Here is a 26,099-nt window from a genome sequence, read left to right as displayed (position 1 = left end):
GATACTGCGCTTGCCCGCTCTTTGCCCAAAAGGACATGAGAAGTGACCGGAGAAGATGAGAGGATCGAAATGGAGATCAGAAAACGAAACGGGGAGTCTGTTCCCTTTCAACAGGAGAAAATTTTCAACGCCATGAAAAAGGCGTTTGACGGACAGGGCAAGGAGATCGGGAGCAGAGAGATGGATGAGATCCTCGCCACCGTTCTCAACAATCTCTCCGTCACAGTGCCGCTCACCGTAGAACGTGTGCAGGACGAGGTGGAGCGAACGCTCATGGAGCGCGGACACTATGAGGTGGCCAAGGCGTACATCCTCTACCGCGAAAAGCGGTCTGCGCTGCGCCGTGTCCGGCATACCATCGCGCGGACGGTGGGGGATGACTCGCTTGACGAGGTGCTGCGCCGCATCCAGATGGATTTTACCGAGGAAGTCTACTCCCTCGCGGCGCTTCAAATGAAGTTTGAGAGTTTCTGTCGCCTGGGCATGACGGAGGATGAGCGGGCTGAGGCACTGACCAAGGCGGCGGTAGAGCTGACTACGGCAGAGGCACCCAAGTGGGAGTTCATCGCGGCGCGGCTTCTGAACCACTCCTTTCGCTGTCGCAACGCACAGGAATGGGAGGGGCGCGGCGTCTGCGACCTCTATGGCAAGCTTCGCTATCTGACGGATAAGGGACTCTACGGTGACTATATCCTTGCCCACTATACCCACGAGGAGATTGCCATGGCGGAGGACTTTCTCTGCCCGGAACGGGACGAGCTGTTCACCTACTCCGGCCTTGACCTGCTGCTCAAACGCTATGTGATCCAGTCACGCAGCCGCGTGCCGCTGGAAACACCGCAGGAGATGTTTTTGGGTATCGCGCTGCATCTTGCTATGAACGAAGGCTCTGACCGCATGGGGTGGGTAAAACGCTTTTACGATATGCTCAGCCGTATGGAGGTCACGATGGCGACACCTACCATGTCCAACGCACGAAAGCCCTACCATCAGCTTTCAAGCTGCTTTGTGGACACTGTGCCGGACAGTCTGGACGGTATCTACCGCTCGCTGGACAACTTCGCAAAGGTCTCTAAATTCGGCGGTGGAATGGGGATGTACTTCGGTAAGGTGCGCGCTGCAGGCAGCACCATCCGCGGCTTTCAAGGGGCGGCGGGCGGTGTTATCCGCTGGATCCGGCTGGTCAACGACACCGCCGTGGCGGTGGATCAGTTGGGGATGCGGCAGGGCGCTGTGGCGGTTTACTTAGACGCATGGCACCGGGATCTGCCGGAATTCCTTCAACTGCGCACCAACAACGGCGACGACCGCATGAAGGCACATGATGTGTTTCCCGCCGTGTGCTATCCGGATCTCTTCTGGCGACTGGCGGAGGAGAACATAGACGCGCCGTGGCATCTCATGTGTCCGCATGAGATCCTCACGGTCAAGGGCTACGCACTGGAGGATTACTGGGGTACAGAATGGGAGAAGCGGTATCTGACTGCGTCAATGACCCGCGCATCGAAAAGCGCAGCGTCACCGTCAAGGACATCGTGCGGCTGGTGCTTCGCTCGGCAGTGGAGACCGGCACGCCCTTCGCTTTCAATCGAGACAGTGTAAATCATATGAACCCAAACGGCCACACGGGAATGATCTATTGCTCCAATCTCTGTACGGAGATCGCGCAGAACATGGCACCCATCGAGCACATCAGCACTGAGGTGCACACGGAGAACGGCGACACAATAGTGGTGACGGCCACACGCCCAGGTGAGTTTGTGGTCTGCAATCTGGCGAGTCTGTCTCTCGGTAATCTGCCGGTGGAGGACGAGGCCTATATGGAACGCACGGTGGAAACGGCCATCCGCGCACTGGATAATGTGATCGACCTCAACTTCTACCCGTTGGAATACGCGCGGCTTACCAATCAGAAGTACCGCAGCATCGGCCTGGGCGTCAGCGGCTACCACCACATGCTGGCAAAGCGCGGCATCCACTGGGAGAGCGATGAGCACCTTGCCTTCACCGACGCAGTGTTCGAGCTCATCAACTACGCCGCTGTCAAGGCGGACACAGCTCTGGCACGGGAAAAGGGTCGTTACGCGCTCTTTGAGGGCAGCGACTGGCAGACGGGCGCGTATTTTGAAAAGCGGGGTTATACCTCCGAAAAGTGGCGGGCGCTTGCGAAAACGGTGGCGGTGCAGGGAATGCGCAACGCCTATCTGCTGGCGGTCGCACCGACCTCCAGCACATCTATCCTCTCCGGCACGTCGGCGGGCATAGATCCAATTATGAAGAAATTCTTTTTAGAGGAAAAAAAGGGCAGCATGCTGCCCCGCGTTGCTCCGGAGCTTTCTATGGACACATGGTGGTACTATAAGGCAGCGCATCTAATTGACCAAAGCTGGTCGGTACGCGCCGCGGGCCTTCGCCAGAGACATATTGACCAGGCGCAGAGCATGAATCTCTATATCACCAACGACTATTCCATGCGTCAGGTGCTCAGACTGTATTTGGAGGCGTGGAGGGCCGGCGTCAAGACCATTTACTATGTCCGCAGCAAGGCCCTTGAGGTCGAGACCTGCGAAAGCTGCTCGTCATAAGGAGGATAGCATGACGGAACTGAAGAAAAAGCCCCTCTTTAACCCGGAGGGCGACCCCGATGTGCGCCTGCGGCGCATGATCGGCGGCAATACCACAAACCTCAACGACTTCAACAATATGAAGTACGCTTGGGTCAGCGACTGGTACCGGCAGGCCATGAACAACTTTTGGATCCCTGAGGAGATCAATCTCTCACAGGATGTGAAGGACTATCCCCGCCTGCTGTCAGCCGAGCGCAGCGCCTACGATAAAATTCTGAGTTTTCTTGTCTTTTTGGATTCCATTCAGACAGCGAACCTGCCTAATATCGGCGCCTACATTACCGCCAACGAGGTCAATCTCTGCCTGTCCATTCAGGCGTTTCAGGAGTGTGTCCACTCACAGAGCTACAGCTATATGCTCGACACCATCTGTTCCCCCGTGGAGCGCAATGACATCCTCTACCAATGGAAAACGGACGAGCATCTGCTGCGCCGCAACACCTTCATTGGGGACTGCTACAACGAGTTTCAGGAGCGGAAGGACGCTCCCACGCTGCTGCGCGTGATGATGGCAAACTATATTTTGGAGGGCATCTATTTTTACAGCGGCTTTATGTTCTTCTACAATCTCTCCCGAAACGGGAAGATGCCCGGCTCGGCGCAGGAGATTCGCTACATAAACCGCGATGAGAACACGCACTTGTGGCTGTTCCGCAATATCATCACGGAGCTGCAAAAGGAGCAGCCGGAGTTGTTCACCGCCGAGAGCGTACAAGCGCTGCGCGAGATGATGCGTGAGGGCGTGGAGCAGGAGATTGCATGGGGGCATTATGTGATCGGCGACGACATCCCGGGGCTGAACCGGCAGATGATCAGCGATTACATCCGCTATCTCGGCAACCTCCGCTGGACGAGCCTTGGCTATCCCGCATTGTATCCAGGCTTTGAGAGCGAACCGGAGAGCATGGAATGGGTCAGCCAGTACGCCGACGCCAACATGGTCAAGACCGATTTCTTTGAGGCACGCAGTACCGCCTACGCCAAGAGCACCGCACTGATAGACGATTTATAAAAAAACCAAAGACATCAGAATAGGAGATATTACTATGAATTACAGCGCTATGATTCAAAATCGCAGATCCGTTCACGCATTCCGCGAAAAGGAAGTTCCGAGCGAGGCTATCGGCCAGCTCAGATCCTACTATGAAAAGACCTGCCCCCGTCTTGTCCCGGAGATTGCAACGGAGTTGATCGTCTTGGACAAGGATGCACAGCCGGCGCTGGAGAACTCAGCGGGCTATAATCAATTTCTCATCGGAGCACCGCATTACCTGCTCCTTATGTCTGCCCCGCATTCCTATGCGGCCATCAACGCCGGCTACATGATGGAAGATCTCGTCCTCAAGCTGACTGAGTTGGACATCGACACCTGCTGGATGACCTTCACCGACAGCGACAAAATCAAAAAGGCACTGTCTCTCGCCACCCCGTTAGAGGTGGCGGCAATCGTTGCCTTTGGCTACGGGGAAAAGACCGCAAAAAAGCTGCGGCTGAATATCCTAAGTATGTCTCAGATCGATGTGCGGGCCGAGCAGCAGTACTACGCGCCCAAAAAGGGCGTGAACGATTTGGTTCACATGGGGAGCTGGAGCAACAAGTCTGGGCTTGACGAGATGATGGACTTCTACGACGATATGCTCTGGCAGTCCTTCTACGCCGCTTCGCTCTCCCCCAGCTATCTCAACCGTCAGCCCTATGGCTTCCTTGTGCAGGATCACAGCATCTATTTGGTGCAGCAGGAGGATGCCTACACCGATAATTTGGATGCCGCATTGGATCTCGGTATTGTCATGCTCCACTTCTCCGCCGTCGCCTCCAAGTGGGCGGGGCAGGTACGCTGGGAACTTTCACCTGCTGCGCCCGACGGCCTGCCGGAAGGACTTCGCTCCGCTGCGGTGTACCACATGTAACGACTCTGGGGGAAGCAAGGCAACGGTAAAATGCGCGACCGTCGATCCGCGGTTGAGCGTATGTTTCGTTAGAAAGAAGAACCTATCAGTCAGAGTCTGAGTAAGGAAAATAGGAGGTATATTTTATATGTCTATCCAAACGGTAACAGATGCCATCCGCTATGTAGGGGTGGATGATAACACATTGGCACTCTTTGAAAACCAGTACCCCGTCCAGCCTATGGGAGTGAGCTACAACTCCTATGTCATTCTGGATGAGAAGATTGCCGTGATGGATAGCGTGGACGCACGGGCAACGGAAGAATGGCTTTCCAATGTGGCGCGGGTGTTGGAGGGGCGCAGGCCCGACTATCTTGTGGTCACACACATGGAGCCGGATCATTCCGGCAGTCTCATGCGGCTGGCACAAAAGTACCCGGAGATGAAGATCGTGGGAAACGCGAAAACATTTACCCTGATCAAGCAGTTCTTCGGCACAGGTGCATTGTCGGAAGACCGTATGCTGGAGGTTGGCGAAAGAGATACGCTTTCCTTGGGTTTGCACCGGCTGCGCTTTCTGCTGGCGCCGATGGTACACTGGCCGGAGGTGATGACGGCGTATGAGGAAACGGAAAAAATCCTGTTCTCGGCGGATGCCTTCGGACGCTTTGGCTCACTGGAACGGACTGCCCGTGCCCCCTGGGTGCCGCAGGCCCGACGGTATTATTACAATATTATCGGGAAATATGGCGCACAGGTGCAGGCTCTGCTGAAAAAAATCTCCGCGCTGGAGATCAAAACAATCTGCCCGCTCCACGGTCCCGTGCTTACAGAAGGGCTGGAGGAGTGTCTGCGGCTCTATGATCTCTGGTCACAATGGGAACCAGAAGAATCGGAGAGCATACTGATTGCCCACGCATCCATCCATGGAAATACTGCCCATGCGGCGAAGACCCTCAAGGGTAAATTAGAGAAAAAAGGCGTACAGGTCAACATATGTGATCTCACTGTGACAGATCTTTCCTACGCTGTTGCCAGTGCGTTCTACTGCGGGAAGTTGGTTTTAGCCAGCGCCACCTATGACGGAGGACTGTTTCCGCCCATGAGGGAGTTTTTGGAACATTTACGGACAAAGGGATTCCGAAACCGCCGGGTTGGCCTTATTGAAGACGGCTCTTGGGCACCTGCTGCCGCGCGGCTGATGCGCACCAAATTGGAGGAGATGAAGGATATCCACCTTTACGAAACGGTAGTGTCTCTGCGTGGTGCATTGAACCAAACCAGCGAAGCGCAGATGGACGCTCTGGTGGCTGAGCTCTGCGCAGAATAAGCTGCAACAAACCGCAGCTATTTTCGTACAGATGATGGTCTTACTCATCTGCTTTCTGTCCCAAGGGCAGAGTACCGTTGAGGTCACGATGTGGTGTGGGGAGAGACCGGAGTCTTGAGAATACCCAAACAAAGGAAAGGAGCTGACAGATATGGCAGCTATCAATATGAATCAGGAGCAGTTTGAGCAGGCGACCCGGGGCGAAAAGCCCGTTTTGGTGGATTTCTGGGCTCCCTGGTGCAGCTACTGCCGGAGGATCGGCCCCGCGTATGAGAAGATCGGAGAGGAATACGCGGACAGCCTCGCCGTCGGCAAGATCAACATTGACGAGGAGCCGCGGCTGGCGGGGGCCGAGGGGATCGAGGACATCCCAACTCTGGTGCTGTACCGGAACGGAAAGGCCGTGGATTCCATCATCGCGCCCGGCTCAAAGGCAGAAATCGACCGTTTCATTCAGGAAGCCTTGGCGAAATAACGGAGGGTTCAGATATGAACAACAATCATGTTTATGATATGCTCGTGGTGGGCGGCGGCCCGGGCGGCTACACCGCCGCCCTGTACGCGGCACGGGCGGGGCTGGACACCATCGTGCTGGAAAAACTGTCCGCCGGTGGGCAGATGGCCCTGACCGAGCAGATCGACAACTACCCCGGCTTTGAGAACGGGATCGACGGCTTCTCTCTGGCGGAGAATATGCAAAAGCAGGCGGAGCGTTTTGGGGCACGCAGCGAATACGCGGAAGTTCTCCGCATGGATCTGACGGCGGTTCCCAAGCTCGTGGAGACCAGCGAGGGGATCTTCCGGGGGAAAACCGTGGTGCTGGCCACCGGCGCAGAACCCAGAACGCTGGGCGTTGCCGGAGAGACGGAGCTGTTGGGCCGGGGTGTGGCCTACTGCGCCGCCTGCGACGGGATGTTTTACAAGGGCAAAACGGTGGTCGTGGTGGGCGGCGGCAATTCCGCCGCGGCAGATGCCCTCCTTCTCAGCCGCGTGGCGAAAAAAGTGATCCTCGTCCACCGCAGAGACACCCTGCGGGCCACCAAAATCTATCACGAGCCGCTGGCACAGGCCGAAAACGTGGAATTCCGTTGGAACAGTGTCGTTTCCGCGCTGCTTTCCGGGGACAGGCTGACCGGCGTCCGCCTGCGGGACACCGTCACCGGTGAGGAAAGCGTGGTGGACTGCGACGGCGTATTTGTCAGCGTGGGCCGACAGCCCGCCACGGCGCTGGCGGTGGGTCAACTGGAGCTGGACGGCGGCGGCTATATCGTGGCCGGAGAGACCACGGAAACCAGTATTCCCGGCGTTTACGCCGTGGGCGACGTGCGGACGAAGCCCCTCCGTCAGGTGGTCACCGCCGTGGCGGACGGCGCGGTGGCAGTTCACATGGCGGAGAAATATATCGCGGAAAACCGATAAGGGAGGTAGATTCAAAAAGCCATGTTTAAGGTCAGACCGGATACGACCGCAGCGGGAATGCCGACATATCTGCAAGGCAAACTGCCAGAGTGATGGCAGATAAGATAACCCATGTAAGATCGGGAGATATGTTGTCTCTCCATATCCAGTCCACACAACAGTGAGCAACTGAACACAAAGCACAGCCACAGATGTACTCTGCGGCTGTGTTTTTATGCGTAGTATACCGCGTGACAAGCGGTTTTACTGTGACGGCTTCACATAATTTGAGAAAATCGGCTTCGAGGCAGCTTTTGGAGCACAAGCCCTTTGTGGTTGTTGACAGAGAAAAAAATATAGGTATAATAAAAGCAAAATAATAAGATTCACTCTTGCATTTGGAGAGTTGGCGGTATGCCAAAATACGCAGAGGAGATATTGACCGCCGTAACGGAGCTGCAGCAGCATCCCAAGGCAGAGCAGGTGTTCCTGGAGATGAAAAGGGAGCATCCCAGCATCGCTCTGGGTACGGTATATCTGCCCTCATGCCGGGAGCAGGAAAAGACAATCTTATGGAGGAGAAGTATCATGAACGCTAACGTATCTCTTCTGCTCAACGAGCAGATCAATAAGGAGTTCTACTCCGCCTATCTGTATCTGGACTTTGCCAACTACTACGCCGCCGTCGGACTGGACGGCTTTGAGAACTGGTACCGGGTACAGGCGCAGGAGGAACGGGATCACGCCATGCTGTTTTGTCAGTATTTGCAGAATAACGGCGAGGACGTCACCTTTGAGGCTATCGCAAAGCCGGAGTGGGAACGAGGCGACCACACGGCCCCGCTGAAAAGAGCACTGGAACACGAGATGCTGGTCACCGCCAGCATCAATGCCATCTACGCCGCCGCATACGAGGTCAGGGACTTCCGCACCATGCAGATGCTGGACTGGTTCATCAAGGAACAGGGCGAGGAGGAGAAGAACGCCGCTGACCTCATTACCAAGATGGATCTGTTCGGCGGTGACAGCAAGGGACTGTATATGCTAAACAGCGAGCTGAAGGCACGGGTCTACACCGCGCCCTCGCTGGTGCTGTAAGCCCCGCGTGTCTGCGGGCTTTCGCATCAGGCAAAAGGCAGACTACATACAGGTGGCCTGCCTTTTCTTCCACCAGACGGTTAGAAAAGGCTAACTGCGTATAAAACAGAAAGGACTTCAGAACTTGAACAAGGAAAAGGAGATCGAAACCGTTACCCTCATGGTGCGCCGGTATTGTTGTGGCGTGCATACAATAAAACATATAATAAATAAGCAGCGCCCGCCGGGAGATCTCCCGGCGGCGCTGCTGCGTTCAGAGGAACGTTATTTTTCTTGCCTTACTTTGCGGCATCCACCAGCACACCAACGTAGCCGGCAGTATCCACCAGCGTGGCACCGGAAACGGCGTCCACAGCCTTTTCATCTTTGCTCAGAGCCTCGGCGTCGGCAATGCTCATGCCGTTCACGTGGTTCTGGATGGCGTCGTAGTTGGCATCCAGCGAAACGGTGGAACCAGCCTTTTCGGCCATCATCTTGCTGTAGTAATCGGCGTTGACCCGCTTGGACATCAGCACCTTGCCCTCGGCGTAGCCTGCGCCGAAGTCAGAATCGGAGTTGGGCACACCGACGACCCCGGCGTCCGAACCGGCAAACTGGAACTCGTCAATGTAGCTCAGCACGATGGTGTCCCCGGCGGTGGCGACAGCGCCGGAGGTGAAGCACTTGGTGCCGTGTGCGGCCCCATAGACCACATTCAGCTTCAGGTCCTCGGAGCTGCCGTTGAACTCCACGGCCTGCGTGGTCTGGGCGTTTTTGGCGGCATCCACGATGGCAGAGAGATAACCGGCGGTATCCACCAGCGTTGCGCCGGAGACGGCGTCCACAGCCTCGGCACCCTTGGCGGCTACATCCTCCAGCTCGGAGATGGTCTTGCCGACGGCAAAGTTCTGGATGGCGTCGAAGTTTGCATCCAGAGCGACCGTGGAGCCGCCCTTTTCAGCCATCATCTTGCTGTAATAATCGGCGTTGGCCCGCTTGGACATCAGCACCTTGCCCTCGGCGTAGCCTGCGGCAAAGTCGGAGTCGGAGTTGGGCACGGCGGTCACGCCTGCATCGGTGCTGGTGAACTGAAAATCGTCGAGGTAGGCGGCGAGGATGACGTCATCCTTCACCACAGCCACCGCTTCGGTGAAGCACTTGGTGCCGTGGGCGGCAGCATAGGCCTGACCGATCTGGATGCCACCTTCCACCGGGACGATGGCGGCGGGCTCAGCGGGGGCTGCGGCAGCAGAGTCGGCGGGGGCTTCTTCGGCCAGCTCCACACCCAGTGCGGCGGCAACGGCCTTCCGGACGGCCTTGGTGGTCACCGTGGCACCGGCAACGCCGTCGATTGCGGGGCCGTTGGCGGCCACGACCTGCTTGGACAGCTCTTCCAGTGCAGCGCCGCCGATGCTCTCGGTCTCCTGTGCGCCTTCCAGCTTGCAGTCGGTAACGGTGCCGTTGGCATCCACGTTCAGGGTGGCGGTGACAGCACCGCCAAAGCCTTCGGCAGAGCCGGTCTTAGTCACACCAGCGGCGGTGGAGCTGCTGCCGCCGCCGCAGGCGGCCAGAGAGACGCCAACAACGAGGCTCATGGCCACGGCAGCGCTCAGTTTGCGGATGATCTCCTGTTTCATGGGTCTTTCCTCCAGAGAAAAATCGGTTTGTGCTCGGTCCCCAGAAAAGGTCATATCTTTTCAAGGATGTTTACAAAAGATAACATATTTTGTGAGGTGCTGTCAAGAGATTTTATCACATACTTCGTGAAGAATGATAAATTGGTGTCAATTTGTGACGCTGACAGTATAAAAAAAGCCGGAAACCAACGTACAGCGGTCGGTTCCCGGCAGACGGAAGCGCTGAGGCGAAACTCAACGCTTGATGTCGTAGTTCATGTTTATCAGGTTGCGGATGGAGCTTACGTCGTCGGTGATGTTGGCATCGCCGTGGATGGTGTGCTTGATGGCGCTGCTGGCTACGGCAAAGTTGATCATATCCATGGCCTTGTAGTCGTGCAGCATGGCGTAGATGAGGCCGCTGGCGAAGGCATCACCGCCGCCCACGCGGTCGAGGATATTACGAGCGTTCAGCTCAAGCAATGCTTCGTTCTCTCAGCACATCTTCATTGTAGCTTAGGTTTGGGCATCTGTATAGCTCACTGGCAAGCAGTGCATTCGTCTATACAAATGCCTATTTTGCGCTGCAAAATGCTTGTTGGGGACACCCCAAACCCTTTCACTCTGCACCGTTCCGATGCAGGCTGCGCATTCCTGCGGAACGCTTTTTACCCGGTGATGCTCTCCGGGTCATTGAGGACTTGCATCAGATGGGATGCCGCTTCATCTAAATATTCGTATTTATCTTTTTCTGGAATAGCCGATTTCATAAGCGGAACATCCCACTCCTGCATACATTCAGCAAGCTGCTGTTGTGCGTGCTGTGCAGCCGCCTTTCGCACCTCTGGGGTGACATCCGAATCCAGAACGTAAGCAACCGTAAACTTGCCGCTGCAATCTTCAGTAAGCTGCACCATCGAATCGTGTTCTTCCCAGAAATAACAGAACCAGACGCGGCCACCGATACCCTCCATGCCGGAGCGCAGTTCTTCCTCATCGCTCCACTGCGGAACGGCAGCAAGAATGTCCTGCAAGTCGGTGTAGGCTTGCTGCTCTGCCGGGGTCACTTTTTTGCAGCGGTATTCGTGTTCAATGTTCCGCTGCCAGTACAGAGCCAGCTTGCCTTGCTTGGCACGGTCGATTCCATCGTTGATGTCGGAAAGGATACTATATCGCGGTTCTCGCATCTTGTTCACCTCGAAATCAATTCTTTGGGAATGAATACATTCTATAAGAAATATTATAGCCTAAAGAATTGCAAAAGAAAAGCGCACCAGCCAAAATTAAGCTGGTGCGCCAGAGTTGCCGCAGGATTATTCTTCTTTGGTGAGGTAAGGCAGATTGGTAATATAGGTGTCCAGAAGGTCAAGTGCCACTTTCTTCTGCATAGGGGTCAGTCCTTCAAGCCGCTTGCTGATTTCATCATCGGTCACATGAGATGCACTTGGAACCAGATCGCACAAAAGTTCGTCTGCTGAAATATTCAGGGCATTCAAGATTTTGACAATGGTTGCAAGCCCCGGTTCCTTTAGTCCACGCTCCACCATCCCGATATAGTTGGCAGAAAGGTCTGCTTTTTCTGCTACTTGCTCCAACGTCAAATGATGTTTCAAACGCTGTTCCCGTAATCGCTGTCCAAATAATTCTTTCATAGAGCAACCTCATCCTATCGAGTTGTTTACACTCTTTAGAATACCTGTTGCCGTTCCTCGTATACACAATCGAAAGAAACAGTGCATCACCATAGGGATTATAAGACAAAAAGACTGCCGGGAACCGACACGATCGTCAGCTCCGGCAGTCCAGCATTAACGCACCTGTTCTGTTTCGTGCATCTGCTTTTCTTCTGCAAAGAACCGTTCCACATTTTTCTGTGCGCGAACCAGTTCCTGCATTTCTTCTTTGGCTTTGCGATACTCCGGGTACGCTATTTTCTTTTGGGAGAGCAGTTCGGAATATTCTACGTTCAAATCTTTTACCTTGGGCAACTTTTTTAAGTCCGCTTCGTCAAAGGCGGCTTTCGCAGCCTTGTGCAGTTCGATCTCTTCCCGGTGTGCTTCCAGAAACTTTTTGCTGTATCCGGCCTTGCGATAGGCGGCGTACGCATCGCGGGTCTTTGCGTAATTGACTATGTGCGCCCGCAGGACAGCGATTTCCCCCATGCGCTTCTCTGCCGCTTTGATGGAATCGCCCAGCGTGTGATACCGTTCTGTTGCCGCCGCTGCACGTTCCCGCAGTTCGTCCGCACTGTCAATTTTCTTTTCCTGCAAGTAGAGCAGTGTCTTGGACATTTCTTTCAGGTTAAACTTTGTTGCCCATTTTTTATATCCACTGGTTTTGCCCTCGGCCATTTTCGTGGGAATATCCACCAGCAGGCCAAACTTCTTTTCGGGCAAGGGCTGTTTGGGGTGCGGCTGGTGTTCAGCCTTGCCATCCAATACCGTTTTGATTTCTTCCTCGGTGTATCCGGCTCCCAATGTGAGAAATCGGATAAATCGTCGCTGCCCTTTGCCTTTCACCGAGGGATGCTTGCCACGCTTCACCTCATAGCCCTGCTGTTCCAGCGCATCCAGAAATGCAGCAAAATCTTTGAGCTTATCGTGCAACAAAATGTTGTCGATCACAGTGCAGAGCTTGTCACGGTTGCTTTCTTTGGGCGGGTATAGGATGCGTTTCTGCCGCTCCCGATAGGGCTTTTTCTGAATAACGGAAAGCTGGTGTTCCAAGCAAATCAGGTCGCTCAGCCGTTGCACAGCAAGCGCGGAAAAGTAAAAATCCCGAAATTTCCGTGTACCATCTAACGCAGTGGAATTATAAATAATATGATTGTGGATATGCGCACGGTCAGTATGGGTGGCGACGATAAAGGCGTGTTTTCCTTTCAAAAATCGCTCGGCAAATTCATAGCCAATCTTGTTAGCTTCTTCGGGTGTCACTTCTCCCGGCCTGAAAGACTGCCGTACCTGATAGGCAATCACATTGCTTTTTTGCCTGCGCCCGGTGGTCTGTTCATAAAGTCGCTTTGTCAGCATAAATTCTTCGTCTACTGTCAAGGGACTGCACTGATAGCTGCTGACAAGTTCACCCTGCTCGGTTTTGTCTGGGTTTTGGATATAGCTGGTATGGTTATTCAGACAGGCGGAAATGGACTTCCCCTTATTTTTGCGCATGGCAATCAACCGTGTTGCAGCCAGTTCCATCACCTCCTACAAAAAAATGCCGCACAACGGCGGCACTCTTACTTGAAAAGTTTTTCATAATCGGCAGCTCCGGCGAGGTACATGGTTTCTAACCGGAAACTCTCTAATTCATTACCAACAGCATCCAAATCAAGATAGCGTTTCCACGCTTCTTCGCTTATAAGCGAGCGCAAAGCGTCTTGAGAAGCAATCTTCTTCTGAAGCAGTTCATGATATTGTTTATTATCCGCAAGCTGTTCATACACAATGTCTTTCGGATTATTTCGATAATAGTCGGTCATTACGTCTTTATTCATTTGAACCTCCTAGTCCGGCCAGCCAGCCGCTGAACCTCTCGGCAGCATCTACAACAGCGGTTCCGGCAAAGACCAGAACAAAGCATCCGAACTCAGCCACCAGCAGGATCAGAAACTGCATCCACTCGCCCCGGAACAGCGTATAAAGCCCGCAGCCGAAAATATAGAGCATCGGCAGCGCAAGAATAAAAGCCGATAAGCTGAGCGTCCATTTCAGCATCAGAGTCACAAAAGCCGCAAACAGTAGATAGGAAAAAGCATAATTCTAAATACGATCCTCATCAGTAGCACCACCTTTCTATTTCTGGCTTTAATATACAGGAGCATGGGCACCGTGTCAATGATGCGGCCTCATTATGTAGCCCCACAGCCGAAGCCGTGGGAAAAAGTCAGAGATCAGCCAGCCGGGAAAGAATCTGCTTGCCAATGTCGATTAGCTCGTCCAACCGGGTGCGCAAATCCTCTACGTCAGCAGCGTAAACCTGACCGCACTCGTTGGCGCGTTTGGCATATTGGTTCAAGTTCGTACTGCACATTTGCAAGAGGTATGCCATGCGGCGCAATTCCTGCAAATCAAGATGCAGGCAATAGCCATCCAGAGCCATTTTACGGATATATGCGCTTAGACTACGGATGCCCATGCCCAACATCTTTTCATAAATGCGGCTTTTTTCTGATTTTGTGATGCGCAGGATAAGAATTTCATCTCGTTTTTCCCTCATCGTGCATCACCATCCTTGTCCAGAAAACTTTTGAACGGCTTAACGGTTTCTGTCTTGTCCGCCTTTTCTTCCAGTGCTGCCAACACCGAGGGGCGGCGAGGTTCGTCCTCCTGTTCTTCCTCATCCTGTTCCGGCTCGTGACCTTTTTCATCCATATCCAACTGTGCGTTCAGCTCCGCAAGGCGAGCCGACTTTTCAGCCAGTTCTTCTTCCTGTGGGAACGGCTTTTCCACTTCGATTTGCGCCGCTTCTTGCTGTTGTTTCAGGGTAGCCAGTTCGTTTTCGGCAGAAGTGATTCGTTCCGGGAAATTGTTCAGCGAATTATCCAGCCGGATGATGCAGCCAAGAGGGTCTTTGCCCAGTGCTACCGAGTATTTCCGCTGGCCTTTCAAAAGAGCCTGATACTCGCTGTGATAGGTGTCGAAGCGCAGGGACAGTTCAAAGCCGCGATAACTGCCGATCACTTTTTCCTCACTATTGGGAAGTTCGGAGCAAGCGAGGAGAAGTCGTTCGCCAGCAGTCTTTTTCTCATCATAGGTCACGCCCTTGATGGTAATGCCACAGAAGCCCTCTTTCTCCTGCAGATGGGCGGCGGCAAGTTCGGCATCCGCTTTCACTCCAGCAATATAGGCATTCGTTTCCTGAATGTCAGCCGGGAATTTTGTGAGCAGCTTATCTTCCAGACGGAACTTCTGGCTTTGGTGGTCGGCTTTCAGCACTTTCAGTTTCGCCACCTGCACATCCAAATCCATCTTTTCCTTGATGAGCGGATTTCCAGCACACAATGCCTTGATCTCTGCATAAGACAAAGCCTGTTCGTCCACATCATCGCAAGAGCGTACCGGGGATTTTGAAGTCATGATTTGGCTGATGAATCGCTGTTTATTCTCCAAAGTTTGGAACAAGTAGCTGTCAAAAGTTCCCTCTGTGACGTAGTTGAACACCTTGACTTCCTTATTCATATTGCCCTGCCGGATAATGCGTCCGTTGCGCTGGGTCATGTCGCTGGGCTTCCAGCCGACATCCAAGTGATGCACCGCCGCAAGCCGCTGTTGGACGTTCGTTCCGGCTCCCATTTTTGCGGTGCTGCCGAGCAGAATCCGCACATCGCCGGAGCGCACTTTGGAGAACAATGCGGCCTTTTTTGCTTCGGTGTCGGCATTGTGGATGAACTCAACTTCACTTTCCGGCACCCCGGCGGCGACCAATTTCTTGCGAATATCATCGTAGACATTAAAGTTGCCATCGTTCTTTGGTGTCGAGAGGTCGCAGAACAGAAGCTGCGTCAGCTTTTGCTCCTTGCCATCCGCCCAGATTTGCAGCACGTTCCGAACACAGGTGTTCAGCTTGCTGTTGGGGTCGTCCGGCAGGATGGGGTTCATCAGGCGAACATCCAGACCGATCTTTCGGCCATCGTTGGTGACGCACAGCATATTGTCCTCGGACGCATCCACCGTGCCGGAGTGGATTTTCGCAGCGCGTCTGCTCAGCTCCTGCACCATTTCTTTCTGAATCTCGGACGGTTTCACTACCACGGTTTCAAACTTTGCATCCGGCACAGGCAGATGAAGCTGATCGCTGGTTTTAATGTCGGCAACCTCTTTGAACATCGACATCAGTTCCGGGAGGTTGAAAAACTTCGCAAATCGAGTGCGCGCACGATAGCCCGTACCCTCCGGGGCAAGTTCAATGGCGGTGGTGGTTTCACCAAAAGTAGATGCCCAGCAGTCGAAGTGTGTCAGCCCTTTTTGCTGGAGTGTGCCATATTGCAGATAGCGCATGACCGTGTACAGCTCCGACATGGAGTTGCTCACGGGCGTTCCCGTAGCAAACACCACGCCGCGCCCACCTGTGATCTCATCCAAGTAGCGGCACTTTCCGAACATATCGCTCGATTTTTGCGCTTCACTTGTAGACAAACCAGCGACATTGCGCATTTTTGTCGTGAGGAAAAGGTTCTTGTAAAAATGGCTCTCATCCACAAAAAGCTATCCACGCCCAACTGCTCAAAGGTGATAACATCATCCTTTCTCGCATCGGAGCGTAGCTTTTCCAGCTTGATTTCCAGCGTTTTGCGTGTCTTTTCCATCTGCTTGATGCTGAAATTTTCGCCAGCAGTGGCTTTCAGTTCGTTGATGGCGGCAAGCGTTTCATCAATCTGCTCCTGAATAATGCGTTCTTGCCGCTCATAGGACAACGGGATGCGCTCAAACTGTGAATGACCGATGATGACCGCATCGTAGTCCCCAGTCGCAATTCTAGCACAGAATTTTTTGCGGTTGGCGGTTTCAAAGTCCTTTTTTCGAGCTACCAGCAGCTTGGCATTGGGGTATAGGTGCAAAAACTCTGCCGCCCATTGCTCCGTCAGATGATTTGGCACCACAAAAAGACTTTTCTGACACAGCCCCAGCCGTTTGGCTTCCATTGCGGATGCTGCCATCTCAAACGTCTTTCCGGCTCCCACTTCGTGTGCAAGCAGCGTATTACCACCATAAAGCACATGAGCGATGGCGTTACGCTGGTGTTCCCGGAGCGAAATTTCCGGGTTCATACCGACAAAGTGGATGTGGGAACCATCGTATTCGCGCGGTCTGTTGCTGTTGAACAGTTCGTTGTACTGCTTCACCAGTGCAATGCGCCGCTGGGGGTCTTGCCAGATCCAGTTGGCGAAAGCATCTTTGATTACCTGCTGTTTCTGCTGCGCCAGCATGGTGTCCGTTTTGTTCAGGACGCGCTTCGGTCTGCCTTCTTCATCTTCAATGGCATCATAGATGCGCACATCTTTCAAGTTGAGCGTATCTTCCAGAATCTTGTAGGCATTGGCGCGGGATGTGCCATAGGTTTCGGTGGAGGTAATGTCGCCTCTGCCCATAGCCGACTTGCCCTCAATGCGCCATTCTGCGGTATAGGGAGAATATCTCACTTTAACTGCATGACGCAGATAGTAGGGAATCTGGAAAGTTTCTGCCATAAACTTTTGGATGATCTCCGGCGCAAGCATGTTGCACCCAGACGTACATCAATCTCAGATGCTTCAAGGTCTTTCGGCTGCGCCTTTTCCAATGCCGTGACGTTGACTGCAAACTCCGGGTTGGTTTCGGCGGCAAGCTGTGCCATGCGCAGTTTTGCCCGGACATTGCCGGACAAGTATTCATCCGCCATTTGCCAGCCCGCTTCTGGGTCAGTAGGGTCTGTGCCGGGGTCTTTGAAAATTACGCCGGATAGTTCGCTGGTGATTCGCTCATAGTCGCCGGGAGTGCCGAGCAGCTCTGCCATATAGGGCAAATCCACCCGGCCACGCTCTCCGATGGAAATTGCAAGTGCTTCCGTGGGAGTGTCCACGCTGGTGACAGTACGTTCCGGGCGAATGGTGCGTTTGGTGAACATCGCCGCCTTGCTTTTGAGTTGCCCTGATCGTCCAGATTTTCCAGAGAACACAGCAGATAGTAAGAAGAATCCTGCTCAAATAATCTGCCGTTTTTGCGGTCATTCAGCAAGCCGTATTTTGCAGAAAAGGCATCGTAGGCGTCATTCAGCTTTTCCTGCGTAGCCTGAATGTCGGCATCTGGGTAGTCGTTTAGCTGCTGGTCAATCAACTCATTGACGATTTGCCGCAGCTCCACCATCCCGGTCACACGGCCTTTGGCGGTGTCGGAAAGCTCCACCTGTGTCATAACAGAATTTTCGCGGTAATACACTTCACCGTCAACCACGGTGTAGGAGAAGTTCTTCACATCCGGGTCAGCAGGGAGAATGTGTCGCTCATTTTCTGCATCCGCAATATCTGGTGTTTCGACCTCAACTTCCGTGTACAGTCCCTCAATATGCTGGATAGCTTCGGCAAGCTGGTCTGCCAGCACTGCACCCTCAATGGGGCGCACGGTGCATTCCTCACAGCCATACTGGGTGCTTTCAGTGGTCAGTTCGCCCAGCACCATCTCCGGGTGGTCTACAAAATAGCTGTTGATGGTAAAGCCATCTTCCGTTTTGCCGAGCTGTATCCAGTCCGGCTCATGGTCGATGGGGCGGTCACGCTTCTGCAGGAAGATAATGTCGCTGACAACATCCGTACCAGCGTTGGCACGGAAAGAGTTGTTGGGTAAACGAATGGCCCCCAGCAAATCGGCTCGTTCTGCCATGTGCTTGCGGGCAGAAGAATCTTTACTGTCCAGCGTGTAACGACTGGTAACAAACGCCACCACGCCGCCCGGCCGCACCTGGTCGATGGCTTTCGCAAAGAAATAATTGTGGATGCTGAAGTTCAGCTTGTTATACGCTTTGTCGTTGACTTTGTAATTGCCAAACGGTACGTTGCCGACCGCTAAATCGTAGAAATCCCGCCTATCCGTGGTTTCAAATCCGGCCACTTTGATGTTGGCCTCCGGGTACAGCTTTTGGGCAATCCGGCCCGTGATACTGTCCAGTTCCACACCGTACAGGCGGCTGTCTGCCATGCTCTCGGGCAGCATTCCAAAGAAGTTGCCTACGCCCATACTAGGTTCCAGAATGTTACCGCTGCGGAAACCCATGCGCTCCACAGTAACGTAAATACTACGGATTACGGTGGGGCTGGTGTAGTGGGCATTCAGCACGGAGCTGCGGGCTGCGGCATACTCGTCCTCGGAGAGCAGCCCTTTCAGTTCCGTGTACTCTTTTGACCAGTTGCTCTTATCCGGGTCAAAGGCATCCGGCAGACCACCCCAGCCCACATACTGCGAAAGCACTTCCTGTTCCTCGGCGGTGGCTCCACGGTGTTCCTGTTCCAACTGAAACAGGGTGCGGATAGCTGCAATATTCCGGGCATACTTCTGCTTTGCGCCGCCCTCGCCCAGATGGTCGTCCGTGATGTGGAAGTTCCCGGCAGGCTCCGGCGCAGGTTCGGCATTCAGGGCTTCATCCAAGGCAGCGGCATCCGGGAAGGTCTGCCATTCGCCGTTGACCTCCCCAGAGATAGGCAGCTTGTCCAGTGATTCATCAGACGTAGGCTCATCCCGTCGCAGACTGTCCTCGAACTGCTGTTTGTTCAGCACCTCGTTGCTCCACGAATAGCCCTGCGCACTGGTGTCGATGCGCACATCGGTTTCGCCCACATAGCCGATTTTGCCCTCGATGGTTCGTGTGAGAAGGTCTACCACAACATCGTCCCCGACCTTATAGTCAACGGCCTTTTCGGGAGCAGCGTCAAGGGCCTCGTCCTGCTGTTCGTACAATTCCCGGACAACAGATAGCGGTTCTTCCCGAAAAATTGGCATCCGCAGGTCGGCCAGTGCCATATCCTGCAAGGAAACCTTGCCCTTATCAAAATCCACTCCGCCAATCCGAAATTTCCGGCCATCCATATTGATGATGGAGCCGATGGGCAGATAGTCCTCTTTGTGCAGATGTTTAGTCTGGTAATGAGTCCCATCTTCGTTCAATCCGGCAAGGTAAACATCATTGCCCGCAGACCACAATTCTTTTGACTTTCTTGCCCATAAGCTAGGTGGAAAGCCTGTGACCTGAACTTCGCCCAGTGCTGTTTCTCTCGTAAACAAAGCACTGTTGAGAACTTTTGCGACCTTGGCAGCATCTTCCCCATAGAACATAAAATTGCCGCCAGCTTCAAATCCAACCAGAGTATCCGGGTGCTGCGCCTTTAATGCAGTGTATTCGGCTGCACTGGCGGCGTTCAGTTCAAGGGGAAAGTCGATGACTCTTCTTTCTTTGTCCGACAGGTAGCGGTCAGACTGAATCATCAGGTGAATATATTTTTCGACCTGATTCCAGCGGAGAAGCACTTTCTGATGGTCGGGATAATGCTCAAACGTCAGCCCCTTGCTGTCATGGTCAAGCCAACCACTGCTTCCGTCCAGATAAGTGTGTGAAGAACCGCCGGGGCCATACGGTGCATATTCGTTGGCAAGAGCCTTTGCCCGGAGTTTTCGGTCAGGCTGCAACTGATAAATTTTCCATATCCGAAGTTTGCTGCCTTCAACATTGGAACCTCTCCGCAGCGCGTTTTCGATCTCAGCCTGTGACAAAGAGAAAGCGGAGGGCGATATTTCGCTCTCCGCTTGGTCGATGGATTCAATTTGTTCAGCTTCGGTGGGAATGTGTGCATCGAAGAAACTTAGCTGTAAATCAGCTCGTTCATCACCAGTTCCTCGGCCTGTGCTTTCAGGCTGTTCATGTGCTGCACCCACTCCATCTGATACTGCTCCTTGTTCGGAGCCGGGTTCTGTTTCAGCAACTCCTGCATGGTCTGCCGCATCCGGCTCTCTGCGGTTTGCTCCACCTCCAGCAGGTGCGGATGCAGAGTTCCCGACAGAAGCATCGTGTTGTACAGCACCGGGCGATGGTTCATCAGGTACGTCCGGCGCAGCCTGCCGTACTTGCCCAGTGTTTTCTCCTGCCGGGGCAGGGTCAGGTTCGGGAGCTGATAATCCCCGATGGTCGAGTAGGTCACGTTCCTGCTGTTCATATTCATACTGGCTCCTTTCTACATTGCGGCGGCGGATTGTCGTCTTTACGGTTCTTTCGATGTTGCGCAGCACATCCCGGCTGCACTCGCTGACTGCGGTGCCCAACGCATACACGGCGGCAGGAGTGGAAAAGGAGAAGATGGCCTGAAAATCGTCCCGGTCAAAATGTCCTTCCGGCTCAAAACCGCATCGTTCAAGGACAGCATAGGTGATGCTGATTGCAGCGGCACTTTTGAACTGGAACTCCTGTCCGGCTTCATCATAATCCATCAGGAACGAGCCGTCAACGATGTCGAGAATGTCACCGCTGTTGTTATCCCAATAGGAATCCACCAGCTTGCCGCAAATGTCCGCGATCTGCTGGGTGATTCGTTCATGCCGGACACCGTATTCTCTGGCAAGCATTTCTGACACAGGCTGAACCAGATCAGGGCCGAGCTGCCACACCTCAGGGTCACGAGAATTGCGGCGCACCCCGGTATCGCTCACATCAAAGACATAGTGCAGACGTGGGACACTGCTGGACTGGTCTAACAGGGCGATGCCCTTGGAGCCATGCCTGACGTAGCGGTTCATGCGGTTGTTCCAGAGGTCGAAACTGGCACAGGCGGTAGCATCAGGACGCTGGGCGTAGATCATGAGCTGGTCTGCATAGCTGTATTTATACAACCGGGATGCAGTGGTCAGATAGTCCGTCCAGTTTTCCCAATACCGGGTCAGTTCCTTTGCCGTTTGCTGGGCGAGATTAAGATATTCTTGCGTTTTATTTGGCATTGCGTTCCTCCCTTCATGTTTCGTGGAAAACAAAAAAGCGAGCGGCCTTTTCAGGTCACTCGCTTATGGAATCTATGGTATTTTATTCGTATTTTGCGGCGAATTTCTCTGCCATCTCCAGCAGACGGTTGAATGTCTGCTTCTCTTCCGGCTGCTCGATCAGTTTTGCAAGCAGGGCGCGGAATACATCGGTGCTGTCCTGCCCTAGTGCGGCAGCAACCTTGTCGATGCAGTCATGTAACTTCTTGACAGCATCATCGGAGGGTTTGGATTTTGCAAGCAGATCAGACAGGTATCTGATAATAGGATAGGTGGAATCATCGTTGAGAATTTCGTTGGTTTCTTCCTCGATCTTCTTGTTTTCTTCGGGGGAAATCTCACCTTTTTCATTCAGAATCTCACGAGAAGATGTGCGGCCTTTCAGAAAGGTGGCAAAGAGCAGGCGGTCAAGGGGAGAACGCTTGATGGTGTCCATTGGCTGTCCTCGCTTTCAGTTTTAAGTCTTAATCGATAAAGTATTATTAGTATAACATAAATCCGCAAGTGCTATCAAGACCGCATCTTTGAGGGTTAATATTTTTTCGTATAGACTGTCACTAGCAGTAAACTATTATGATCGTATAAGACGCCATTTGTTATTTACAAACCCCTTATTGTCCTGTCCGTTATTCTTTATAGCCGAAGATTCAATATGTGTCGTTTCATTTGCAGCATCAATTCCAGAATCATAGTTGCAATACCGTGTTACAAGTTTCTGAAGCTCTTTGTCTTTAGTGTAGAGGTATCTCTTATATGTGACCGCTGTGGCAAGAATCAGCAAATCCATAAAGGAATTTCTGTAGTTGACTTTCACATTGTACTCGCCTTTGATTTCTTCATAGATACGGTACATCACATCTATAATTTCTTGAGTTATCGGAACCACAGATAAATCATAATCTATTAAGAACTGCACTTTATTACGAAATGCTATATAATCTTTCCTGCTATACGTATTTCTTGCAAAAAACAGCAATCCATCAAGATCTTTTCGATTTATTAGTTGACTGATGGCCTCGTTTGAATAAATCACAATGCTATCGAATTCGCTGTTAAAATCGAGGACAATCTTATCGGTTCTATATTTTCCTATTTCACATCCTTTTCTTCTGAAGCGATAGTGAGTAGGTAAAGGCGGATGGTTGATTGCCAATTTGACAGGGTAAATTTTTGCGCGATTACAGTCTTTTTCCATAACGCCCAGAAACTCTAACGCAACAACAGATGAAATTTGACCGCCCGTTATATCACATTTCTGAATAACGTCCTCGATGTCTTTATCAAGTGAGTTCTTATTGTCGTTAAATTTGTAAAAAAGGATTTGCGTATCAAAGAAATCCATATATCATACTCCTTGATTGTCTGGCACAAAAAAGAAAAAGGACCCCTGAAAGTAATTTGATTATAGCACACAATTCGCAACCACAAAAGAGGATATGTACGCCGCCAACAGGCGGCAAAAATCAGTTGAGCGGAAATTCAACTTCATCGAAATCGGCATCCGATATGAGTTTCAGCTTTTCGATAACGCCCTCGGACAATTCCCGCAATGCCGTTTCATCCGGCAGAAGATAGCACTGCATAAGCCGCAGTTCCTGCATCAACCCCAGCCGAGTGCCGGAATTGTAGAGCATCATCAGCATCAATTCTTCGCCATTAAAGTTCATGAGCATCCCTCGCTTTCCGGCACCCAACGGGGCTGCACTCCGGGACATCGCATTTTTCTTTTGCGCCAGCCAGCGAAGCCAGTTTTTCCAGCGTGGAATGGCGGTTGTTTGCACCAAGTTCTTCAGCTTCTGCGGCTCTGTCCATGACGAAGTCATAGTCCTGCAACAGCCGTCGCCCCTTTTCCATGTGATGTGCTTCCAGAATCTGCTCCCTGACTTCCTGAATTGTCAGCTCCGGCGCGTCAACCTGCCCGCCATCCATCACGGAAAAGTCGCTGTGATAAAGTGTATAATCCCAGCCATCATCACAGGACTGGATAGCAATATAGCCCTTGCCGCCCAGCTCCCATGCACCCTGATTATCCTGCGTCTGAATTTCTGGGTAGAAATCTGCGTGGTTCCTGCCCATAACATCGGCAAACTGGCAGATGTGGAACACATTGCCCAGACCGCCCATATCAAAGTGGTAATCATCCAAATGTTCCAGCTTTGCCGTAAAACTGCGGCCATCCGGGTAGTCCACTTGAATCACACCACCATCAGGAATTCGGTAGAGATCGTCATAGTGACTGTTGATGAGCCGAATATCTTTTGGCATCGTTTCAGGCTCCCAAATACGCCGTTTGTGGATGCCGGATGCGGGAACGCTTTCGAGAATTTTTATGCTTTCAAGTTGGATGACCTTGCGCTCATCTTCCGAAAGTACAAACAGATACCAGTTCCGAGCAGCAGCCATCATGTTCCTGCCATCCGGCGGCAGATTCTTTTCGGAAATCTGCCCGCTTTCCAGCGGTTCGCCCGTTACCTTATTATAAGTGGCAAAGCCAACACCTGCGCTATTTTCTCGGAGGTGCAGATAGCGTTCATCGTTGATGAGGTAGACCGCTTCATTTAGCTTTTCCATCAGCAACTGCCCTCAAATTCCAGCGAGAATTTGCTGCGACCATCGGCTTCAGTGGTCAGCAAAACCGTTGCATTGTAGGTCTTGCCCTTGGCACTACGGCAGTCTTTCAGGCGGACACGGCCGTCCCGCAGCAACTTGTCGGCTACATGAGCATCCATCCGTTTGCCCAGACGCTTGAAGAAGGCGTTGTCTTTCCACAGTACAAAGCGGCATTCCCGGTTCTCGCAGAACCAGCCCTTTTCACGCTCCACAACAGATTTGCCACAGTTCGGGCAGATACCAATCACTTTATTTTTCATAAGCGCACTCGCTCCTTTCACGGCCTCGGTGGTGTTTACCAGCGAGGAGATCATATCGTTGATTTCAGTCATAAATGTCTTTGGCTCCATCTCGCCGCGCTCCACGCGCAGCAGTTTTGTTTCCCAGTCGGCAGTCATGTCAGCGGACTGGACTTCTTCGGGCATCACTGTAATCAGAGCTTTGCCCTTGTCGGTAGGCAGCAGCACTTTGGTTTTCTTGTCGCCTTTGCGCTCCAGAAAGCCCTTTGCCACTAATTTTTCGATAATAGCCGCTCGCGTAGCCGGAGTTCCAATGCCCTGACGTTCTGCATCCTCCGGCATACTGTCCGCGCTGGCCGTTTCCATAGAGTGCAGGAGCGTATCTTCTGTGAAATGCTTCGGCGGTGAGGTCTGGCCTTCTTTCAGTTCAGCACCAGCAATGCCGCACTCGCTCTGCTCCTGCACATCCGGCAGAGCAGCAGGCTCTTTCTTTTTGTCCAGCAGATCGTCCAGCATTTTGCGCTCGATGCCTTTCCAGCCCTCGTCCAAAACTACCTTGCCTTTTGCCGAAAATTCTTTCCCGGCGCAAATGGTGGTCAGGGTGGTTTCCGCATAGCGGTGAGGTTCGCCAACAGCGCAGAGCAGACGCACCGTAATCAGCCGCAGGATGCTTAATTCTCCGGCGGGCAAAGCCGAAAAGTCTGCCTGTGCCACACTTGCCGTGGGCAGCAGTGCATGGTGGTCACTGACTTTGCTGTTGTTGATTGCTTGCTCTGCATGGACAGGCACGGCTTCATGCACATCAAAGGCTCCCGCAGCAGCCGACATCAGCCCCGGCAGCGATGCCGCCATATCCTCAGTCAGAAAACGGCTGTCCGTGCGCGGGTAAGTGATGAGCTTTTTCTCGTACAAGCTCTGTGCATAGTTCAAGGTCTGCTGTGCTGTAAAGCCCAGCAAGCGGTTGGCATCCCGCTGGAGCGTAGTGAGGTCATAGAGCGGCGGTGGATTTTCGGCCTTTTCCTTGCGCGTGATTTTCTGGATCGTGGACACCATCTCCTTTCTGCACTCCGCAAGCAGCTTTTCCGCGTCCGCTTTTTCAGAAATGCGGCGGCTTAATGCCACAAAACCGCTTGTCAGCTCCAGAGCCACCGTGTAGAACTTTTCCGGGACAAAAGCAGCAATGGCGGCTTCTCGTTCCACCGTCATGGCAAGTGTCGGGGTCATTACTCTGCCGACTGCCAAAGGCCGACCATACAGGCAGGAAAAAAGCCGGGAACAGTTGATGCCGACCATCCAATCGGCACGTTCCCGGCAGAGTGCAGCCTGATACAGTGCATCATATTCTGTTGACGGTTTCAGATTTGCAAAGCCTTCCCGGATGGCATTGTCCTCCATGCTGGACAGCCACAGCCGGGAAACAGGCTTTTTACACCCAGCCTGTTCGTAAACCAGCCGGAAAATCAGTTCGCCTTCACGCCCTGCGTCCGTTGCGCAGATAATGCTCTCCACATCGGCGCGGTGCATGAGCTTTTTCAGGATTCCGAACTGCTTTTTTGTGCTGGCAGACACAAGGTACTGCCACCTTTGCGGCAGGATAGGCAGATCGGCTACATTCCATTTGACGTACTTTTCATCGTAGGTGCTGGGCGGAGCCAGTTCTACCAGATGGCCGATACACCAACTCACGATATAGCCGCTGCCCTCAAGGTAGCCATCCTGCCGCCCCTGCACCCCCAAAACCTTGGCGTAAGACATGGCAACGGACGGCTTTTCGGTCACGATCAAAATTGCGATAAGCGTTCCCTCCAATCTATTTCGGAT

20 protein-coding genes and 3 pseudogenes are annotated in these 26,099 nt (G+C 52.9%); 8 read left to right on the top strand and 15 right to left on the bottom strand.

The window, feature by feature from the left end; all coding sequences use genetic code 11:
- Nucleotides 1-69: 69 nt before the first annotated feature.
- From DXA70_RS05220 to DXA70_RS05190, 7 genes and pseudogenes are all read left to right on the top strand, one after another.
- Nucleotides 70-2,585 (top strand): annotated as a pseudogene (locus DXA70_RS05220) (ribonucleoside-diphosphate reductase subunit alpha).
- 10 nt (nt 2,586-2,595) lie between these two features.
- On the top strand, nt 2,596-3,639 hold the full coding sequence (locus DXA70_RS05215) for a ribonucleotide-diphosphate reductase subunit beta (RefSeq protein ID WP_005946381.1): 1,044 nt from the start codon (nt 2,596-2,598) through the stop codon (nt 3,637-3,639).
- A gap of 34 nt (nt 3,640-3,673) precedes the next feature.
- Nucleotides 3,674-4,537 carry a nitroreductase family protein gene (locus DXA70_RS05210; RefSeq protein WP_128117807.1) on the top strand — a complete coding sequence of 288 codons (864 nt, stop codon included), beginning with the start codon at nt 3,674-3,676 and terminating at the stop codon, nt 4,535-4,537.
- Between the two features lie 127 nt (nt 4,538-4,664).
- Nucleotides 4,665-5,846, top strand: coding sequence for an MBL fold metallo-hydrolase (locus DXA70_RS05205; RefSeq protein ID WP_128117806.1), 1,182 nt, complete (start codon nt 4,665-4,667; stop codon nt 5,844-5,846).
- A gap of 151 nt (nt 5,847-5,997) precedes the next feature.
- A complete protein-coding gene (locus DXA70_RS05200; protein ID WP_117949769.1) occupies nt 5,998-6,321 on the top strand; it encodes a thioredoxin domain-containing protein in 324 nt (107 codons plus the stop codon).
- 14 nt (nt 6,322-6,335) lie between these two features.
- The gene (trxB, locus tag DXA70_RS05195; RefSeq protein ID WP_118658172.1) at nt 6,336-7,265 is read left to right on the top strand and encodes a thioredoxin-disulfide reductase; all 930 of its coding nucleotides are present in this window, start codon (nt 6,336-6,338) and stop codon (nt 7,263-7,265) included.
- A 564-nt stretch (nt 7,266-7,829) separates the two neighbouring features.
- Complete coding sequence (locus tag DXA70_RS05190) at nt 7,830-8,342, top strand: ferritin (protein ID WP_097839602.1); 513 nt, start codon at nt 7,830-7,832, stop codon at nt 8,340-8,342.
- A gap of 278 nt (nt 8,343-8,620) precedes the next feature.
- Here DXA70_RS05190 and DXA70_RS05185 read toward each other — a convergent pair whose 3' ends face one another.
- The 10 genes and pseudogenes from DXA70_RS05185 to DXA70_RS14190 form a co-directional block, all read right to left on the bottom strand.
- Complete coding sequence (locus tag DXA70_RS05185) at nt 8,621-9,958, bottom strand: FMN-binding protein (RefSeq protein WP_128117805.1); 1,338 nt, start codon at nt 9,956-9,958, stop codon at nt 8,621-8,623.
- A gap of 234 nt (nt 9,959-10,192) precedes the next feature.
- A pseudogene (locus DXA70_RS05180) lies at nt 10,193-10,399 on the bottom strand (PfkB family carbohydrate kinase); the annotation flags it as partial.
- 206 nt (nt 10,400-10,605) lie between these two features.
- Nucleotides 10,606-11,133, bottom strand: coding sequence for a hypothetical protein (locus tag DXA70_RS05175; RefSeq protein WP_128117804.1), 528 nt, complete (start codon nt 11,131-11,133; stop codon nt 10,606-10,608).
- A gap of 117 nt (nt 11,134-11,250) precedes the next feature.
- The gene (locus DXA70_RS05170) at nt 11,251-11,589 is read right to left on the bottom strand and encodes a helix-turn-helix transcriptional regulator (RefSeq protein WP_055186009.1); all 339 of its coding nucleotides are present in this window, start codon (nt 11,587-11,589) and stop codon (nt 11,251-11,253) included.
- Nucleotides 11,590-11,745: 156 nt separating this feature from the next.
- On the bottom strand, nt 11,746-13,131 hold the full coding sequence (locus DXA70_RS05165) for a relaxase/mobilization nuclease domain-containing protein (RefSeq protein ID WP_128117843.1): 1,386 nt from the start codon (nt 13,129-13,131) through the stop codon (nt 11,746-11,748).
- Nucleotides 13,132-13,175: 44 nt separating this feature from the next.
- The gene (locus DXA70_RS05160) at nt 13,176-13,433 is read right to left on the bottom strand and encodes a hypothetical protein (RefSeq protein WP_117950575.1); all 258 of its coding nucleotides are present in this window, start codon (nt 13,431-13,433) and stop codon (nt 13,176-13,178) included.
- A complete protein-coding gene (locus DXA70_RS05155) occupies nt 13,426-13,662 on the bottom strand; it encodes a hypothetical protein (RefSeq protein ID WP_347553492.1) in 237 nt (78 codons plus the stop codon). The genes DXA70_RS05160 and DXA70_RS05155 overlap by 8 nt, the downstream gene beginning before the upstream one ends.
- A 160-nt stretch (nt 13,663-13,822) precedes the next feature.
- The gene (locus DXA70_RS05150) at nt 13,823-14,155 is read right to left on the bottom strand and encodes a mobilization protein (RefSeq protein ID WP_117950573.1); all 333 of its coding nucleotides are present in this window, start codon (nt 14,153-14,155) and stop codon (nt 13,823-13,825) included.
- Nucleotides 14,152-19,890 (bottom strand): annotated as a pseudogene (locus tag DXA70_RS05145) (DEAD/DEAH box helicase family protein). Before DXA70_RS05145 ends, DXA70_RS05150 begins: the two are co-directional and overlap by 4 nt.
- Before the next feature lie 374 nt (nt 19,891-20,264).
- Complete coding sequence (locus DXA70_RS14190; RefSeq protein ID WP_243001113.1) at nt 20,265-20,621, bottom strand: TnpV protein; 357 nt, start codon at nt 20,619-20,621, stop codon at nt 20,265-20,267.
- 160 nt (nt 20,622-20,781) lie between these two features.
- On the opposite strand from DXA70_RS14190, the gene DXA70_RS14185 reads away from it, so the two are divergent.
- A complete protein-coding gene (locus tag DXA70_RS14185; protein WP_182398665.1) occupies nt 20,782-21,027 on the top strand; it encodes a hypothetical protein in 246 nt (81 codons plus the stop codon).
- 445 nt (nt 21,028-21,472) lie between these two features.
- Here DXA70_RS14185 and DXA70_RS05140 read toward each other — a convergent pair whose 3' ends face one another.
- The 5 genes from DXA70_RS05140 to DXA70_RS05120 all read right to left on the bottom strand — a co-directional run bounded on the left by DXA70_RS05140 (nt 21,473) and on the right by DXA70_RS05120 (nt 26,072).
- Complete coding sequence (locus DXA70_RS05140; protein ID WP_128117803.1) at nt 21,473-21,865, bottom strand: hypothetical protein; 393 nt, start codon at nt 21,863-21,865, stop codon at nt 21,473-21,475.
- Between the two features lie 135 nt (nt 21,866-22,000).
- Nucleotides 22,001-22,771, bottom strand: a complete 771-nt coding sequence (locus DXA70_RS05135) for a PIN domain-containing protein (protein ID WP_128117802.1) — start codon at nt 22,769-22,771, stop codon at nt 22,001-22,003.
- A 121-nt stretch (nt 22,772-22,892) separates the two neighbouring features.
- Nucleotides 22,893-23,096, bottom strand: coding sequence for a transposon-transfer assisting family protein (locus tag DXA70_RS05130; protein ID WP_128117801.1), 204 nt, complete (start codon nt 23,094-23,096; stop codon nt 22,893-22,895).
- Nucleotides 23,086-24,000, bottom strand: coding sequence for an LPD16 domain-containing protein (locus tag DXA70_RS05125; RefSeq protein ID WP_158565133.1), 915 nt, complete (start codon nt 23,998-24,000; stop codon nt 23,086-23,088). Before DXA70_RS05125 ends, DXA70_RS05130 begins: the two co-directional genes overlap by 11 nt.
- Nucleotides 24,000-26,072, bottom strand: coding sequence for a DNA topoisomerase 3 (locus DXA70_RS05120; RefSeq protein ID WP_128117842.1), 2,073 nt, complete (start codon nt 26,070-26,072; stop codon nt 24,000-24,002). Before DXA70_RS05120 ends, DXA70_RS05125 begins: the two co-directional genes overlap by 1 nt.
- Nucleotides 26,073-26,099: the final 27 nt, after the last annotated feature.

This window comes from Faecalibacterium sp. OF04-11AC, assembly GCF_003460645.1.
Classification (GTDB): Bacteria; Bacillota; Clostridia; order Oscillospirales; family Ruminococcaceae; genus Faecalibacterium; species Faecalibacterium prausnitzii_I.
This window is presented reverse-complemented; position numbering and strand designations above follow the sequence as displayed.

Excerpts from the sequence above, each read along its gene's own strand:
- DXA70_RS05215 (WP_005946381.1), top strand. The coding sequence starts at position 2,596 with ATGACGGAACTGAAGAAAAAGCCCCTCTTTAACCCGGAGGGCGACCCC.
- DXA70_RS05210 (WP_128117807.1), top strand. The coding sequence starts at position 3,674 with ATGAATTACAGCGCTATGATTCAAAATCGCAGATCCGTTCACGCATTC.
- DXA70_RS05205 (WP_128117806.1), top strand. The coding sequence starts at position 4,665 with ATGTCTATCCAAACGGTAACAGATGCCATCCGCTATGTAGGGGTGGAT.
- DXA70_RS05200 (WP_117949769.1), top strand. The coding sequence starts at position 5,998 with ATGGCAGCTATCAATATGAATCAGGAGCAGTTTGAGCAGGCGACCCGG.
- trxB (WP_118658172.1), top strand. The coding sequence starts at position 6,336 with ATGAACAACAATCATGTTTATGATATGCTCGTGGTGGGCGGCGGCCCG.
- DXA70_RS05185 (WP_128117805.1), bottom strand. The coding sequence starts at position 9,958 with ATGAAACAGGAGATCATCCGCAAACTGAGCGCTGCCGTGGCCATGAGC.
- DXA70_RS05170 (WP_055186009.1), bottom strand. The coding sequence starts at position 11,589 with ATGAAAGAATTATTTGGACAGCGATTACGGGAACAGCGTTTGAAACAT.
- DXA70_RS05160 (WP_117950575.1), bottom strand. The coding sequence starts at position 13,433 with ATGAATAAAGACGTAATGACCGACTATTATCGAAATAATCCGAAAGAC.
- DXA70_RS05150 (WP_117950573.1), bottom strand. The coding sequence starts at position 14,155 with ATGAGGGAAAAACGAGATGAAATTCTTATCCTGCGCATCACAAAATCA.
- DXA70_RS14190 (WP_243001113.1), bottom strand. The coding sequence starts at position 20,621 with ATGAATATGAACAGCAGGAACGTGACCTACTCGACCATCGGGGATTAT.
- DXA70_RS14185 (WP_182398665.1), top strand. The coding sequence starts at position 20,782 with ATGTCCTTCCGGCTCAAAACCGCATCGTTCAAGGACAGCATAGGTGAT.
- DXA70_RS05140 (WP_128117803.1), bottom strand. The coding sequence starts at position 21,865 with ATGGACACCATCAAGCGTTCTCCCCTTGACCGCCTGCTCTTTGCCACC.
- DXA70_RS05135 (WP_128117802.1), bottom strand. The coding sequence starts at position 22,771 with ATGGATTTCTTTGATACGCAAATCCTTTTTTACAAATTTAACGACAAT.
- DXA70_RS05130 (WP_128117801.1), bottom strand. The coding sequence starts at position 23,096 with ATGAACTTTAATGGCGAAGAATTGATGCTGATGATGCTCTACAATTCC.
- DXA70_RS05125 (WP_158565133.1), bottom strand. The coding sequence starts at position 24,000 with ATGGAAAAGCTAAATGAAGCGGTCTACCTCATCAACGATGAACGCTAT.